Below are 15,430 nucleotides of genomic sequence, written 5' to 3' on the forward strand. Positions count from 1 at the left end.
CGCGTCAACCTCCTTGGGCTACGACTCGGCGGGCGGCGCGCCGCCACAGGAACCGGGTGAACAGGGCGAGGGCCACCACCCAGGCGCCCTGCAGGGCGAGTTGGGCTCCCGTGTCGGACAGGGGGATGCGGCCCACGTAGATCGAGAGCGGGACGCTGAGTGTCGCCTGGAACGGCAGGAAGCGGCTCATCGTGAGGAACCAGTCCGGGAAGAACCACAGCGGCGCGTACACACCGGACAGCAGGTTCTGCGCGAAGATCAGGATGAGCATCGCGGCTCCGTTGCGGAGCGTCCAGAAGCACAACTGGTCGATGACGAGCATGACGTAGAACAGGACGAGCTGGCCCAGCAGCATGCTCAGCGCGAACACCCCTGCCACAGCAGGTGACTTGGGCGGCTCCACGACCCCGGCCGCGAGGCAGACGACGTAACCCGTCAGTGCCCAGGCAAGGCCGTACATCTGCTCGCCGAACGCCCGCAGCGCGTAGTACCGCTGGGGTGGCAGCGGGCGCAGATACCAGTAGATGATCGTGCCGAAGTGCATGTGCTGGAGGACCGAGTCCCGGCCCGCCTGCTGGTCCAACTCCCGCAGCCGGGAGGCGAGTACGGCCAGGACGGCGTACGTCACCGCCTGGTCGCGGGTGAGTCCGGCGGTGGTGCCGGTCTGGGAGTACAGGCCGCGCCACAGGGACGCCACCAGCACGATCTGTACGGAGAGGCGGAGCAGGGCGGCCGTGATGCGGGGCGGGGCGAGCAGTTCGCCGAGCGGGGTGACGCGGGCGGCGCGCCAGGCGTGCAGGGCTGCCATCTCAGTCCTCCTCGGCCGGCGGCCCGGCCTGGACGTAGGCGGCCCGCATCACGTCCTCCAACTCGGCCTCGTCCATGGCGACTTCGGTCACCTCGTACTGCTCGATGACCCGCTTCAGGGCCTGGTTGACGGTCGGCGCGTCGGACCCGTCCGGGCCGAACACCACCTGCGGTCCGTCCCGCCGCACCAGGGCGATGCCCGGCAGCGGTACGACCTCGGCGTGCGCGTCGGCGAGGGTCGCCCGGATCTGCCAGGTCGAGCCGAACCTGCGGCGGATCTCGTCGAGGGTGCCGTCCAGGACCAGCCGGCCGTGGTTGATGAGGACGACCCGCTCGGCGAGCCGGGCGACCTCGGTCATGTCGTGCGTGGTCAGCAGGACCGTACGGCCGCGCTCCTCCACCTGGTGCCGCAGGAACTCCCGCACCTGCTCCTTCACGACCACGTCCATGCCGATGGTCGGCTCGTCGAGGAAGACGACCGGCGGATCGTGCAGCAGGGCGGCGGCCAGGTCGCAGCGCACCCGCTGGCCGAGGGAGAGATGACGGACGCGGGTGTCCCAGAAGGCGGACAGTTCGAGGAGGTCGTCGAACTCCCGGAGCCGGGACGCGTGTTGGGCCTTCGGCACCTCGTAGATGTCCCGGAGGATCGAGAACGACTCGCGCACCGGCAGGTCCCACCACAGCTGGGTGCGCTGCCCGAACACCGCCCCGATGTTACGGGCGTTGCGCTCGCGCTCCTCGTACGGCACCACGCCCGCGACCCGGGCCTCGCCGGACGTGGGCGTCAGAATGCCGGTGAGGATCTTGATGGTGGTGGACTTGCCGGCGCCGTTCGGGCCGAGCAGAGCGAGGAGTTCACCCGGGGCGACGTCGAAGGTGACGTCGGAGACGGCGTACTTGGGCACGCGCTCCGGGTTCACGAGGGAGCGCAGGCCGCCGACGAAGCCCGGGCGGCGGACAGTTGTGTGGAAGGTACGGGACAGCCCCCGTACCTCGATGCTGCTCGCGCTCACTGGATCAACCTTCGGGTGAGCCGGAACAGAGCGTTCATGATGCGGACCTCCTCGTCAGTCGGATCAGCCGGAGCGTCGCCAGCAGCGACGCGCCCGACAACACGGTCAACAGCCAGGGCACCGCGTGGATCCCGGAGGCCTCGATCCCGACACCGAGCAGCGGCGGAGCCGCCACCCCGCCGACATTCGAGGCCGCGATCACCCACGCACCGGCGCGTCTGGCCTGGGGGAGCGCCTCGTTGAGCCACGAAAGGCCCGTCGGAAAAACCGGCGCGATGAACAAGCCAACACCGGCGTACGCCACCGGTGCCACTCCTTTAACCAGCGCCAACAGCAGACACACCGTCATCCCCGCAGCGCACACCGCGAGGATGCGCTCGGGGGCGTACCGCACGGTGATCGGCACGACCAGGAAGCGGCCCGCCGTCATCGTCAGCCAGAAGACGGAGGTCGCCGACGCGGCCACGGCCGCGGTGTAGCCGACTGTTTCCAGGTGTGTCGGCTCCCAACCGCCGACACCCGACTCGACCGCCACGTTGAGGATGTAGAGGACGAGGAAGCCGACGAGGACCCGGGACAGACCGAGGCCTTTGCTCGCCGTTACCGCTGGTGAGTCGTCAGATACACGTGTACGTACGCCACTTGAGCCGACGAATACCAGCGCCGCGGCCAGCACCGCGCACGCGCCGAACGCGTACGGGTAGTCGTCCGGGCCGAGCCACGCCAGGACCGCCGGGCCGAGCACCGCGCCGATGCCGAAGTGCGCGTTGAGTACGTTCAGCATGGCGGTGGAGCGGTTGCCGAAGCCGACGGCGAAGAGTTGGTTGAGGCCGTAGTCGATCCCGCCGAAGCCGAGACCGCCGAGGAACGCGGCGGCGAGTCCGAGCGGCCAGTTCGGCGCGAGGGCGAAGCCCGCCCCGCCCGCCGCCACCAGGCCGTAACTCCACGCCAGCAGAACCCTGTTGCTGATCTTTGAGTGGATCGTGTTGAAGGCGAGGACTCCGGCGACCCCGCCGGCGAAGTGCAGGCTCAGGCCGAGGGCGGCGGCGGAGGGGGACAGGCCGAACTCATGGCGCAGGCCCGGGATCGCGGGGCCGTAGAGGGCCTGGACCATGCCGATGAGGACGAAGCCGACGCAGGACGCGACCGCGGCCGACCGGGCGAAGAGCCGGTCGGCCGCGGACGATTTCATGACCGTGCCAGTCAACTGATCTCCGGGGTTTCCGAGAACACGAAGGAGAACTCGGTGGGTTGGGCGTTCAGGAAGTACTGAGGGAGCGGGCCCGGGCCGCAGGACTGAGAGCCGATGCCGTGCTGGCCGTGGTCGAGGTTCACCCATACCGTGTCGCCGGGCTTCAGGTCCGTGCGGTGGGTGGCCGCGTCCAGCTGTTCCGTGGTCCAGCGGCGGGCGGTGAACCAGAACTCCGGGTCGCCGTCGATCCGCAGGCCGCCGATCTCCGCCCAACGGACGTCGGCGCGGGCGCCGTTCTCCTGCGGGCGGACGTAGGGGGTCTGGAGCTCGTCGACCGTGGACTCCCAACGGCCCAGCAGCGACGCCGACTTGGTGTCCGGGTAGCCCTCGCCGGGACCGCCGCCGAACCACTGCACACGGTCGGCGCTGGCGTCGAGTCCGAGGCGGACACCGAGCCTCGGCAGCGGGAACGTCCAGTCGCCCTCGGGCCCCACGGATACGGTCAGCCGTAGCCGCGAGCCGTCCGAAGTCCAGCGGTACACCGTGGCGAGGCCGATCTCCCAGGCGGCCGGCGCCACCCGGGTGCGTACGGTCAGCGCGTCGTCGCTCAACTCCACGCCGTCCAGGCGGTGCCGCATCCGGTGCAGGCCGAACTTGCGCCAGAGCAGGCCGAAACGGACGTCCGTCTGCCAGGACGCGCCGTCGTCGTTGTCGGTGGGCGCCCGCCATACGTCAAGCCGGAGACCGGTGACGTCTACCGCGCCGATCGACTTCAACTCACCGGTGCGGGCGTCGAAGGAGGCCGGGCCGAGGGTGATCCGCCGACCGTCGAGCACGGGCCTGGCGGTGGGGGAGAGAGACGGCAACGGGCGCGCCGCGACCGGGAATTGGCCCCAACCGATCACATGACCCGCGGGGGCCCATGCGGTGTCTGCCGCCAGCAACGCCCGTACGGTCCACTGGGATTCGGCGCCCTCGGACCCCACGGGCGGTGCGGGCAGCTTCACGTCGGCGGACTCGCCCGGCGCGAGCGACGGCACCGTCAGCGGGCCCGACTCGACTGTCTCGCCGTCCACTTGGTACGACCATGCGAAGGCCAGGGCGGACAGGTCGGCGAAGTCGTACGCGTTGGTGACGCGCACGGTGCCGTCCGCGCCGTCGCCCGTGATCCGGACCGGCTCGATCACCTTCTTGAACTCGAGCAGGCCGGGGGAGGGCGTGCGGTCCGGGAAGACCAGGCCGTCGCAGACGAAGTTCCCGTCGTGCAGCTCCTCGCCGAAGTCGCCGCCGTACGCGAAGCCGTACCGCTCGTCCTTGATGCCGTGGTCGATCCACTCCCAGACGAAACCGCCCTGGAGCCGGTCGTAGGACTCGAAGAGGCGCTGGTAGTCGGCGAGTCCGCCGGGGCCGTTGCCCATGGCGTGGGCGTACTCGCAGAGGATGAAGGGGAGTTGACGCCGTCTGTGGGTGCCGCCGTCCAGGTGCTGGCCGATGCGTTCGACCTCGGCGTGGTCGGCGTACATCCGTGAATAGACGTCCGTGTCACGGCAGTTGATGTCGCCCTCGTAGTGCACGAGGCGGGAGCGGTCACGGCCGTGGATCCACTCGGCCATGGCGGTGAGGCCGCGGCCGGTGCCGGCTTCGTTGCCGAGGGACCAGATGACGACGGAGGGGTGGTTCTTGTCGCGCTCCACCATGCGCGCGGCGCGGTCGAGGAGGGCCGGGGTCCAGCGGTCGTCGTCAACGGGGTTGTCGCGCCAGGCCTGTTCGGTGAATCCGTGGGTCTCCAGGTCGCACTCGTCGATGACCCAGAGGCCGTGCTCGTCGCACAGGTCCAGGAAGGCCGGGTGGGGTGGGTAGTGCGAGGTACGGACGGCGTTGATGTTGTGCCGCTTCATCAGCAGCACGTCCTCGCGCATGGTCTCCAGGTCGAGGGCACGGCCCTTCTCCGGGTGCCATTCGTGCCGGTTGACGCCCTTGAAGAGGATCGCCTTCCCGTTGACCTTGATGAGACCGTCGGAGAGTTCGACGGTGCGGAAGCCGATGCGCAGCGGGACGCGTTCGCCCTCGGTGGTCAGCAACCCCTCGTACAGATACGGGTTTTCGGCCGTCCACGGCTCCACCGGCACGGTGATCGACTCGCCGGTCGCGACATCGATGTCCAAGGCGGGCACGGTCACCCGGCCGTCGACGTCGGAGTCGACGCGCAGGGTGCCAGCGCCGGCTGTGTGGTCGTAGGAGGCGTGCACGAAGAAGTCGAGGGCGCTGCCCGGCGGGCGGTGCAGGAGGGTGACGTCACGGAAGATGCCGGGCAGCCACCACTGGTCCTGGTCCTCCAGGTACGAGCCCGCCGACCACTGGTGGACACGGACGGCGAGCACGTTGCCGCTCGGCTTCAGCAGGTGCCCGACCGCGAACTCGTGCGGCAGCCGGGAGCCCTTGAACTCGCCGATGTCCGTGCCGTTCAGCCAGACGCGGGCGCAGGACTCCACCCCGTCGAAGCGCAGCACCGCCCCGCCGTCCGAGGGCCACTCGGACGGCAGGTCGAAGGTGCGGAGGTGGTCGCCGGTCGGGTTCTCGGTCGGGACGCGCGGCGGGTCGACCGGGAAGGGGTAGAGGTGGTTGGTGTAGATGGGGGAGCCGTGCCCCTGGAGGACCCAGTGGCCAGGGACCGCGACCTCGGCCCAGTCCCCGGCGTCGTAGCCCTCCTCGGCGAACGAGTCGTCCTCGGCGTCGGCCGTCGCCGACACCCGAAGACGCCAACTGCCGTTCAGTGACAGTGACTTCGCGTCCGAGGACGCGTACCAGGCGCGGGGTGGGAGGGCCCCGCTGCCCGGGGAGACGTCCTCGATGTAGTCGGCGACGGTGCTGGAAGTCATCGGTCTCCAGGTCGTGAGATGCGGGTGTCAGCCCTTGATGCCGGTCTGCGCGATGCCCTGGACCAGCCAGCGCTGGAGGAAGAGGAACACGAACACCAGGGGCAGGATGGAAACTGCGGTGGCCATGAAGATGAGATGGAAGTTGACGGTCTGGTTCGTCATGAACGACGACAGGGCGATCTGCACGGTCCAGGAGCTCGGGTCCTGGCCGATGACCAGCGGCCACAGGAAGGCGTTCCAGCCGCTGATGAAGGTGATCGTGGCGATCGCCGCGAAGAAGTTCAGCGAATTGGGCACGACGATCCGCCAGTACGCGCCCCAGTAACCGAGCCCGTCCACGCGCGCCGCCTCCTCCAACTCCTTGGGGAACCCCAGGAAGTACTGCCGGAAGAGGAAGCAGGTGAAACCACTGAAGAGGCCCGGGATGATGAGACCCCGGTAGGTGTCGACCCAGCCGAGGGACGAGACGAGCACGAAGCTCGGCACGAAGGTGACGGCCGTCGGCACCATCAGCGTCGCCAGGACGACGTAGAAGACCTTGTTGGAGTGCTTGTACGGGATGCGGGCCAGGCCGTAGCCGGCCAGCGAGCACACCAACAGGGTGCCGACGGTCATCAGGACGGCGACGACCGTCGAGTTCCACAGGGCGCGGCCGAACTGGACGGTCTGGTCGTCGAAGAGCTCGGAGATGTTGCCCCACTGGAAGGAGGGGAGCAGTTTCCAGTTCTCGCCGGTGATCTCCGGGTCCGTGGAGAGGGCGTTGCGCAGGATCAGGTAGAAGGGGATCAGGAAGAGCAGGGCGGCGATGCCGACGGCGAGGTACAGGCCCGTGTTGCCGAGGACGCTGCCGCGCTTCTTGCGCTTCTTGCCCAACTGCGGTGCGGTGGTACTCACTTGGACTCCTCTCCCCGTCCGAAGCCCATGATCCGGCCCTGGGCGAGGGTGACGACGCAGATCAGCAGCGAGAGGATGACCGCGCCCGCGCTGCCTGCGCCGTAGTCCTGGCTGTTGCCGAGGGCCGCCTTGTACAGCTCCATGAGCGGTGTCTGGGCCCAAGTTGCCTTCGTGCCGATGATGTTGAAGAACTCGTCGAACGCCTGGTAGGCGGCGACGAGCAGCAGCAGGACCACCGCCGTGGAGGTGGCGCGGAGTTGGGGCAGCGTGATGTACCGGAAGGTCTGCCAGCCCCGCTTGGCGCCGTCGATCTCGGCGGCCTCGTACAGCTCAGCGGGAATGTTCTGCAGCGCGGCCAGGAACAGGATCATGTAGAAGCCGGCCTGGATCCACAGGCGCAGGCTCACGATGACCACCCAGTACCAGGGCGGGCTCGGGTTCGCCAGATAGGCGATGTTGTCGACGCCGAACCAGCCGAGGACGGTGTTCAGCAGGCCGAAGCGGACCCCGCTGAAGATGGACATCTTCCAGATCAGCGCGGCGGCGACGTACGACACGGCGGTCGGCAGGAAGAACACCGACCGGAAGAACGCCCGCATGAACCGGAGTTGGTTCACCAGCAGGGCCAGACCCAGCGACAGCGCCCACGTGGTCGGCACGATGAACGCGGCGAACACGGTGAACGTCAGCAGGGACTGGGGGAAGTTGCTGTTGGTCAGGATCTGCTTGTAGTTGTCGAAGCCGATGAAGTGGCTCGGCGTGACGGTGTAGCGGGCGTCGAAGAAGCTGAGCCAGATGCTCCATCCGATGGGGACGAAGACGAAGATCACCAGGCCGACGAGGAACGGACCGGTGAAGAGCCAGAAGTTCAGGGTGGCGTTGGACCGCAGGCCCCGCCGCGGCCGGGCCTGGGAGGCCTTGGCCGAGGCGGGCTTGGCGACCCCGCGCGTGGTGGTGGTCGACATCTCGGGTTCCGTCCGCCGGCCTATCCGAACAGCTTCTTGAGCTCGACGTTGACCTTCTTGTCGCAGGCGTCGAGCGCGGCCTCCGGACTGCCGTTCTTGCGAACGGAGTTGGCGATGACGTCGCCGAACGCGGTGAGCATGGTCTGGTCGAAGCCGATGTTGTCGAAGTGGCCGTAGTCCGTGAAGAGCTTGACGCCCTCGGCGGGGAGACCGGACTTGAGCTTGGTGGCCTCGGCGGCGATCGAGGAGCGCGGCGGGATGTGGAAGCCGTAGGACAGCGCCCAGTCCTCCTGGTACTTCTTCTGGTCGATCCACAGCCACTTGACGTAGGCCTTGGCCGCTTCGAGGTTCTCGCTCTTGGCGTTCACGAACATCGACCAACCGCCGTTGTAGACCGACTGCTTGCCGCTGCTGCCGATGCTCGGGAAGGGGAAGATGCCGAGGTCGTCGCCGAGGGCCTTCTGCATCGCCGGCATGGACCACATGCCGCCCCACTGGATGGCGCACAGGCCCTGGTTGAGGGAGGACGGGTCCCAGAAGTCGGTCGGGGCGTCGAGGAGCACGTGACCGCTGGTGAACAGCTGACGGAGCTTCGTGAGGCCTTCTACGACGCCGTCCGTGTGGTAGGCGATCTGGTTGTTCGTGTCGAGCGTGTCGGCGCCGGCCGACCAGATGATCGGGTTCTGGACCGCGGTGAAGTCGTTGCCGAGGTAGGCGCCCTTGACCTTGCTGGTGGTCAGCTTGGCGGCGGCCTCCAGCAACTCGTCGAGCGTGGTGGGGACTTCGACCTTGGCCTTCTCCAGCATCGACTTGCGGTAGTAGAAGAACTGCGGGTCGTCGATCATCCGGACCCCGTAGATCTTCCCGTCGACCGTGTGCGACTTGATGTCGGCCGGGTTGAAGTCGTCCTTGACCGGATCGATGATGTCGCTCAGGTCGGCCACCTGACCGCTCTTCACCAGCTGCAGCTGCGGGTGGAACTCGAAGACGTCGGGCGCCTGCTTGGTGAGCAGGGACGAGAAGAGCTTGGCCTCGAAGCTGTTGCCGGTGATCCAGTTCGTCGTCACGTTGGCCTTGGTGTACGCCTTCGCGTACTTCTTGATGGCCTGTTCCGTCCCTGCCTCGCCGTAGGCGTGGAAGTACTGGACGAGGTTCGTGCCCGAACCGGAGCCCCCGCCACGGCCGTTGTTGCCGCCGCAGGCGGCCAGGGCGCCGGCGGCGGTCATCCCCGCTGCCGCCCGGAATATCGATCGGCGGGACCAGTTGCTGTTGCTCATTGCCGACATGGTGACGTCCTTGTCTCTCGCGCGGCTGCGGCTCCACGGCTCCACGACTGAGTGGCGGCCAGTGGCTCAATTCGAGGTGCGGTGCGGGACGTTAACCTTCGCCTAAGCCTTCGGCAAGGGGTTGGACGAAGTCTGTTCGAAGCGTTGTGTAGCGTTCGGAATACCGGACGTGACGGGTGCGGGCCACCTCCCGAGTGGCCCGCGCACCGCGTTCAGCGAGGCATCACACCTTCGACCAGGCCTCGTTGGCCCCGCCGTTGCAGCTGTAGAGGATCACCTTGCTGCCGTCGGCGGTCGACTGCCCGCTCACGTCGAGGCACTTCCCGGAGGCCTCGCTCAGGATCTGTCCGTTGGCGTTGAGCAGCCACCGTTGGCCGGAACCACCCGTGAAGTCGGCGGTGGTCGTCAACCCCGAACTCCCCACCGTCAGATACCCGTTGGCACCCTTCAGGCCGCCCTTCGCGTCGTACGACCACGCCTGCTCGGCCCCGCCCGTGCAGGTGCCGATCGCGGCCCCGGAGGCGTCCGCCGTCAGGCACTTGCCGGACTGCTTGCCCAGGAGGGCACCGGTGAGAGTCGTCGAACTCTCGTGTCCCTTACCGCCCTTGTGGTCCTTCTGGTCGAAGACGTACGTCGTGATGGAGCGGGCGGCGAGGGTCGTGGACACCGTGGAGCCGCTCACGTCCGGCTTGGCGACCTTCGCCCAGTTCTCCGTGGCCGAGGTCCGTACCGCCTGGGTCGCCCGCACCGGCACTTTGCTGTTGAAGTGCAGGTTCAGCGAAGTGTCCGTGGTGTTCTGGTTGTTGACCACGACCACCCACTTGCCGTCCCGGTCGTACGAGGTCACCTCGACCCCGCTCGGCGCGCCCGTCACGTTGTGCGCGACGGAGCCCGGCCGCACGAACTTGCTGTACTGGCCGAGCGCGTAGTACCGCTTGGTGAAGTACAGGGTCTGGTTGCCGTTCGTCGCGTAGTCGGGGTCGTAGTAGACGAGCCCGTCGTTCCAGCCGACGTCGTTGCGCGCGGTCGGGTCCGTGCCGTAGCCGCTGGCGAGGGCCACCCACCACTGGAACGCCGAGTCGTGCGCGCTCGCGAAGTCCTTGTAGATGATCCGGGACATCAGCAGGGCGTTGTCGATGGTCGGGTCGTACTCCTGGTTCCAGCCCGTGCTGCCCTTGCCGAAGCAGCAGATCTCGCTGGCCCAGGAGGGCTTGCCGACCGTCTTCGCCGTCTCGTAGACGTTGCCCAACTGGCCGTCGTTCGGGTTGTTGTACGTGTGATGGGCCAGCTTGGACACGTACTGGGCGGTGTCCGGCTGCGAGATCCACTGCGGGACCTCGGTGGAGAAACTGACCGTGCTGCTCGACTCGTCGGCGATGATGCTCGTCCGCTGGTGCCGGGCCCGCTGCTCGGCGCCCAACGCCCGCACGATGTCGTCGCGTTGGGCGACGGTGACCTGCATGCCCTCCTGGCCGCAGTCGCCGAAGGTGTTGTTCGGCTCGTTGAAGGGGCTGATGTAGTCGAACGTCGCGCCCTGCTTCGCGAAGTGGGCGGTGACGTCGGCGATGTACTTCGCGTAGGCGGTCTCGTTCTCCGGCTTCAACTGGCCGCCGCAGCTCTGCCCGTTGGTCGTCCACTGCGCGGGCGCGCTGTTGACGAAGCCGATGAGGTCCTTCACGCCGTACTGCGCGGCGTACTTGAGGAACGTCCTGCCGCCCTTGTCCTTGCTCCAGTCGTACGTCCCGTCGGCGTTCAGGAAGTCCTGGGCCGCGCGGGCCGGGGTGGTGACCGCCGCGCCGCCACCGCCGATGTTGTAGCGGTAGGAGCTGAGATCCAACCCCTTGGAGGAGAACAGGAGTTGGGCCACCCGGGACTGGACCTCGGGCTTGAAGTACTGGAGGTCGTTGACCCACCAGGCGCCGGACGCGCCGATGTCGTCGATGGTCTGGGCTGCGTGGGGGGAGACCTCGGCCGGTGCGACGCCGTCGGCGTTCGCGGGCGGTGCGGACATCAGGGCCCCGGTGACAGCCAGGGCGGCTGCCGCTGTCGCGAGGATCGATCTCCTGGGGTGGGGGTGGGTCATGTGCATCCCTTCCGTCGTCATGAAGGTGGTGCGGTACGGCTCCTTGCCTGCGTGGTGCGGTTCTTTCCGTTCCTCTGTCCGACCGACTGAAGTGCCCCTTCGAGCGCGAAAGTTGCCGCTCCGAGGCACGCCGGGTCGGTGGGGATGGGTGAGAGGACGATCTCGGTGGCGGCGAACGGCCGCCCGAGCGCGTGCCGTTGGACGGCCTCGCGCACTTCGTGGAGCAGGGGTTCGCCGAGCTTGCGGGCGACCCAGCTGCTGAGCACGACCACTTCGGGGTTGAGGACGTTGACCAGGTTGGCGATGCCCGCACCGACGTAACGGGCCGTCTCCCGTACGACCTTGAGGGCCACGGGGTCGTTCGCGGCCACGCCCTGGGCCAGCGCGTCGATGGTCGCCGTCTGGTCCTCGGGGTGCAGCAGCGGACTCTGCGGGCTCAACTCCCTTAGGTTCAGCATGATTCCGGGGGCGCCGACGTAGGCCTCGACGCAGCCGTGGTTGCCGCAGCGGCACAGCCGGCCGTCCAGGACGAGCGTCGTGTGGCCCCACTCGCCGGCGCTGTTGCTCACTCCCCGGTACAGCCCGCCGCCGAGCGCGAGCCCGGCGCCGACCCCGGTGCCGAGGTTGACCACCACCGCGTCCCCGCGTCCGCGTGCCGCCCCGAACCACATCTCGGCGACCGCGCCGGCACGCAGCGGATTGTCCAGGTAGAGGGGGTAGGCGATGACCTCGGAGAGCAGGTCAAGCAACGGCACGTCGTGCCAGTCCCAGTTGGGCGCGTACTCCGAGATGCCGGTCTTGCGGTCCACCTGGCCCGGCACGCTCACCCCGACGCCGAGGACACGGGCCGCCTCGACGCCGGCCTGCGCGACCACCGAGCCGACGGCGGCGGCGACATGGCCGACCACCTGCTCCGGGCGGCTCTCGCCGGGCCGCATGTCCTCGTCGGCGCGGGCCAGGACGTTCAACGCCAGGTCGAACAGCTCGACATGGACGTACGTCTCCGCGATGTCGACGCCGATCAGCGCGCCCCCCGACGCGTTGACGGCCACGAGGCCCCGAGGACGGCCCCCGGCCGAGTCCTCGAAACCGACCTCGGTGATCATACGGAGGTCGAGCAGCTCACCGACGAGCGTGGCGACCGTGGCCAGGCTCAGCCCGGTGGCGGCGGCCAACTCCTGCCGGGACGTGGGCGATTCGGCGATGATCTGGCGCAACACCTCGTAGCGGTTCGCGGTACGGATGTCGCGTGATGTGCGCTTCACCGAGGTGCCCCCACCCTTTTGCCGTCATGCCGGGGCACGACGGCACCGGCGCGCGGCAAGGCTATGGGCTGCGGGCGACGTTCGACAAGGGGTTAGGAAAGGGGCTGTACAAAGTCGCCGCCGGTCAGTCCCCGAGGACGTCCCGGACGAAGGCGTTGGCGAATTTGCCCTCCGGGTCGAGGCCCTGGGCCAGCGTCCTGAAGTCGCCGAGCCGCGGATAGCGTCCGCGTACGACCTCCGCCGGAACCGTGAACACCTTGCCCCAGTGCGGTCGTGCGTCGAAGGGGTCCAGTGCCTCCTCCAGCCGGCGCACCACGGGCAGTACGCGCTCCGTGTCCTCGATCCAGGTGAAGTGCAGCGCGACCGTGTCCCGCCCGTACGAGGGGCTCAGCCACTGCGCGTCGGCGGCGACCGTCCGCACCTCGCAGACCTGCAGTACCCCGGAGACCGTCTCCCGGACGCCGTCGACCGCGTGCAGCGCGTCGACCGCGGCGGACCGCGGCAGCAGGTACTCCGACTGCAGCTCCGACCCGCTGCTCGGGGTGAACTCGGCCCGGAAGTGCGGGAGTCGCTCGTGCCAGGGCCCCGGTACCCCGAGCTGCTCGGTGGTGTTGACCGCGGGCATCCCCGGCACCGGGTGCATCGCCTCGGTCGCGGGCGCCGCCCACGGGAAGTCGACCGGCGGCTGGTCGGTGCGCCGCTTCAGCCACACCTGCCGGAAGCCCGGCTCCCGCCAGTCGGTGAACAGACTCACGCTGTACGCCGAGGCCGCGACCGTCTCGAAGTCCAGCCCCGCGAGCGGGAGTTCGGTGAAGACGTGCTGCTCGACCTCGAAGGCCGGCTCCAGGTCGAGGGTGAGCGAGGTGACGACACCGAGCGCGCCGAGCGAGGTCACCGCGCCGTCGAAGCGGTCGTCGCCGCGTCCGATCGTCACCGTGGAGCCGTCCGCCGTGACGATCTCGACCTCGCGCACGGCCGCCGCGAGCGAACCGTTGCCGACGCCCGAGCCATGTGTGCCGGTCGCCACCGAACCGGCCACCGAAATGTGCGGCAGGGATGCCATGTTGGGCAGCGCGAGCCCGTGCCCGTCCACCCGGCGGGCCAGCTCCGCGTACCGGACTCCGCCCGACACCCGTACCGTACGGGCCGTGGTGTCCACGTCGAACTCCGGCGGCAGCGCGGCGATCGTGAGCAGGGTGCCGTCGGGGCCCGGCTCGGCGATCTCGTTGAAGGAGTGGCCGCTGCCCAGCACCCGTACCCGCGCGCTCTCGGCCACGAGGGTCCTGAGTGCGTCGAGTGTGCGCGGGCGGTGGAGTTCCTTCGCCGCGTAGGTGATGTTGCCGGCCCAGTTGGTGACCGTCTCCGTCATCCCTGCCGTCCCTCCGGGTGCGTGCGTTTCCCCTGACCCTCTCACCTGCGGACGACGAGTACGGATATCGTCGACTTGGACGGGTGAAAGTGGCGCGATGGTTCAATCTGTAGCCTATTTCCTGCGATATCGGTAGCGTCTGCTGTCATGACCGACCGCCTCCCCGTCACCGACCTCACCCGCCACCGCCGGCTCCGCGAACAGGGCAGCCTCGACCGCGCGGACCTGGACGCGATCCTCGACGCCGGGTTCGTGTGCCATCTCGGAATCGTGATCGAGGGGCGGCCGGTCGTCGTCCCCACGGTGTACGGGCGTGAGGGGCGGGAGCTGTACCTCCACGGGTCCGTCGCCAGTCGTAGCCTCGCGGGCGGTACCCCCGTGTGCGTCACGGTCACGCACGTCGACGGTCTTGTCCTCGCCCGGTCGGTCTTCGAGCACGGGGTCAACTACCGCAGCGCGATGATCCACGGGGTGCCCCGCAAGGTCACCGACCCGGAGGAGAAACTGGCCGGCCTGCGCCGCCTCACGGAACACGCGACGCCGGGCCAGTGGTCGTACGCCCGCCTCCCCAACCGCAAGGAACTCGCCGCGACCACCCTGCTCGCCCTCTCCCTCGACGAGGCCTCCGTCAAGATCCGCACCGGCGCACCCGACGACGGGGACGGGCCCGACGCGTCCCTGGGCCTGTGGGCGGGAACCCTGCCACTGACCTCGACCTGGGGCACACCCGTCCCGGACCCCGCACTACCACCGGGCATCCCGGTACCGGAGCACATCGCACGCCGCGAGGGGGCGGGGCAGGGCTGACCGGCGAGGATCTCTCCAGCTTTCACCCGCGCCGGTGGCGCTCCCGCGCCGGTGGTGCTCCCGCGCGGGTGGTGCTCCCGCGCGGGTGGTGCTCCCGCGCGGGTGGTGCTCCCGCGCGGGTGGTGCTCCCGCGCCGGTGGCGCCAGGGACGTATTGCCGCCGCGCCCCGGCCCGATCTGAGCGCTTCGGCCCGGCCGCCTTGGCCGACCTGTTCCGGCCGGGCCGGACTGGCGCGCCCCGGTGCGACCCGTCCGCTTCGCTCCGACGGGCTTCGGCCCGACAGCCCTGGCCCGCTCCGCTCCGGCCGTCTCGGCCGACCTGTTCGGGCCCGACTGGCGCGCCCCGGTGCGACCCGTCCGCTTCGCTCCGACGGGCTTCGGCCCGACAGCCCTGGCCCGCTCCGCTCCGGCCGTCTCGGCCGACCTGTTCCCCGTCCTGGCCCGGCCGATCCGCCTCGCCCCGACCGGCCCGCCGCGCCCGCTGATGAGTCCACCCGCACGAGAATCCCGCCGCAACGGCGAGCACTCAGCACGGCGCGTCCCGGCGGTGCCAAGCCGTCCCCGTCCCTGGACCCGCGTAACCCCATGCCATCTCTCCACCGCAACGGCGAGCACTCAGCACGGCGCGTCCCGGCGGTGCCAAGCCGTCCCAGTCCCTGGACCCGCGTAACCCCATGCCATCTCTCCACCGCAACGGCGAGCACTCACCACGGCGTGTCCCGGCGGTGCCAAGCCGTCCCAGTCCCTGGACCCGCGTAACCCCATGCCATCTCTCCACCGCAACGGCGAGCACCCACCACAGCACGCCCCGGCGGTGCCGAACCGTCCCCGCCCCTCGACCCCACCCAACCCACGCCATCCTCCCCACCGC

11 protein-coding genes are annotated in these 15,430 nt (G+C 69.1%); 1 reads left to right on the forward strand and 10 read right to left on the reverse strand.

Going from position 1 to position 15,430, the window contains the following annotated elements:
* Positions 1-4 precede the first annotated feature (4 nt).
* The 10 genes from OO70_RS44930 to OO70_RS44975 form a co-directional block, all read right to left on the reverse strand.
* Complete coding sequence (locus OO70_RS44930) at positions 5-808, reverse strand: ABC transporter permease (RefSeq protein ID WP_043685581.1); 804 nt, start codon at positions 806-808, stop codon at positions 5-7.
* A 1-nt stretch (position 809) separates the two neighbouring features.
* Positions 810-1,820, reverse strand: coding sequence for an ABC transporter ATP-binding protein (locus OO70_RS44935; protein ID WP_043685584.1), 1,011 nt, complete (start codon positions 1,818-1,820; stop codon positions 810-812).
* Positions 1,821-1,854: 34 nt separating this feature from the next.
* A complete protein-coding gene (locus OO70_RS44940; protein ID WP_043685587.1) occupies positions 1,855-3,012 on the reverse strand; it encodes an MFS transporter in 1,158 nt (385 codons plus the stop codon).
* Positions 3,013-3,023: 11 nt separating this feature from the next.
* Positions 3,024-5,891, reverse strand: a complete 2,868-nt coding sequence (locus tag OO70_RS44945; protein WP_043685589.1) for a glycoside hydrolase family 2 TIM barrel-domain containing protein — start codon at positions 5,889-5,891, stop codon at positions 3,024-3,026.
* Positions 5,892-5,918: 27 nt separating this feature from the next.
* Entirely contained in the window at positions 5,919-6,785 is an 867-nt protein-coding gene (locus tag OO70_RS44950) for a carbohydrate ABC transporter permease (protein WP_043685592.1), read from the reverse strand.
* Positions 6,782-7,750 carry a carbohydrate ABC transporter permease gene (locus OO70_RS44955; protein ID WP_043685595.1) on the reverse strand — a complete coding sequence of 323 codons (969 nt, stop codon included), beginning with the start codon at positions 7,748-7,750 and terminating at the stop codon, positions 6,782-6,784. Before OO70_RS44955 ends, OO70_RS44950 begins: the two co-directional genes overlap by 4 nt.
* A gap of 20 nt (positions 7,751-7,770) precedes the next feature.
* A complete protein-coding gene (locus OO70_RS44960; RefSeq protein WP_043685598.1) occupies positions 7,771-9,036 on the reverse strand; it encodes an ABC transporter substrate-binding protein in 1,266 nt (421 codons plus the stop codon).
* Between the two features lie 223 nt (positions 9,037-9,259).
* Positions 9,260-11,125 (reverse strand): glycoside hydrolase, encoded by a 1,866-nt coding sequence (locus OO70_RS44965; RefSeq protein WP_043685623.1) that lies wholly within the window; start codon positions 11,123-11,125, stop codon positions 9,260-9,262.
* 11 nt (positions 11,126-11,136) lie between these two features.
* Positions 11,137-12,384 (reverse strand): ROK family transcriptional regulator, encoded by a 1,248-nt coding sequence (locus OO70_RS44970; RefSeq protein ID WP_043685600.1) that lies wholly within the window; start codon positions 12,382-12,384, stop codon positions 11,137-11,139.
* A 124-nt stretch (positions 12,385-12,508) separates the two neighbouring features.
* A complete protein-coding gene (locus tag OO70_RS44975; RefSeq protein WP_043685602.1) occupies positions 12,509-13,753 on the reverse strand; it encodes a D-arabinono-1,4-lactone oxidase in 1,245 nt (414 codons plus the stop codon).
* 147 nt (positions 13,754-13,900) lie between these two features.
* On the opposite strand from OO70_RS44975, the gene OO70_RS44980 reads away from it, so the two are divergent.
* On the forward strand, positions 13,901-14,560 hold the full coding sequence (locus tag OO70_RS44980; protein WP_043685605.1) for a pyridoxamine 5'-phosphate oxidase family protein: 660 nt from the start codon (positions 13,901-13,903) through the stop codon (positions 14,558-14,560).
* Positions 14,561-15,430 lie beyond the last annotated feature (870 nt).

This window comes from Streptomyces xylophagus, from assembly GCF_000716435.1.
GTDB lineage: Bacteria > Actinomycetota > Actinomycetes > Streptomycetales > Streptomycetaceae > Streptomyces > Streptomyces xylophagus.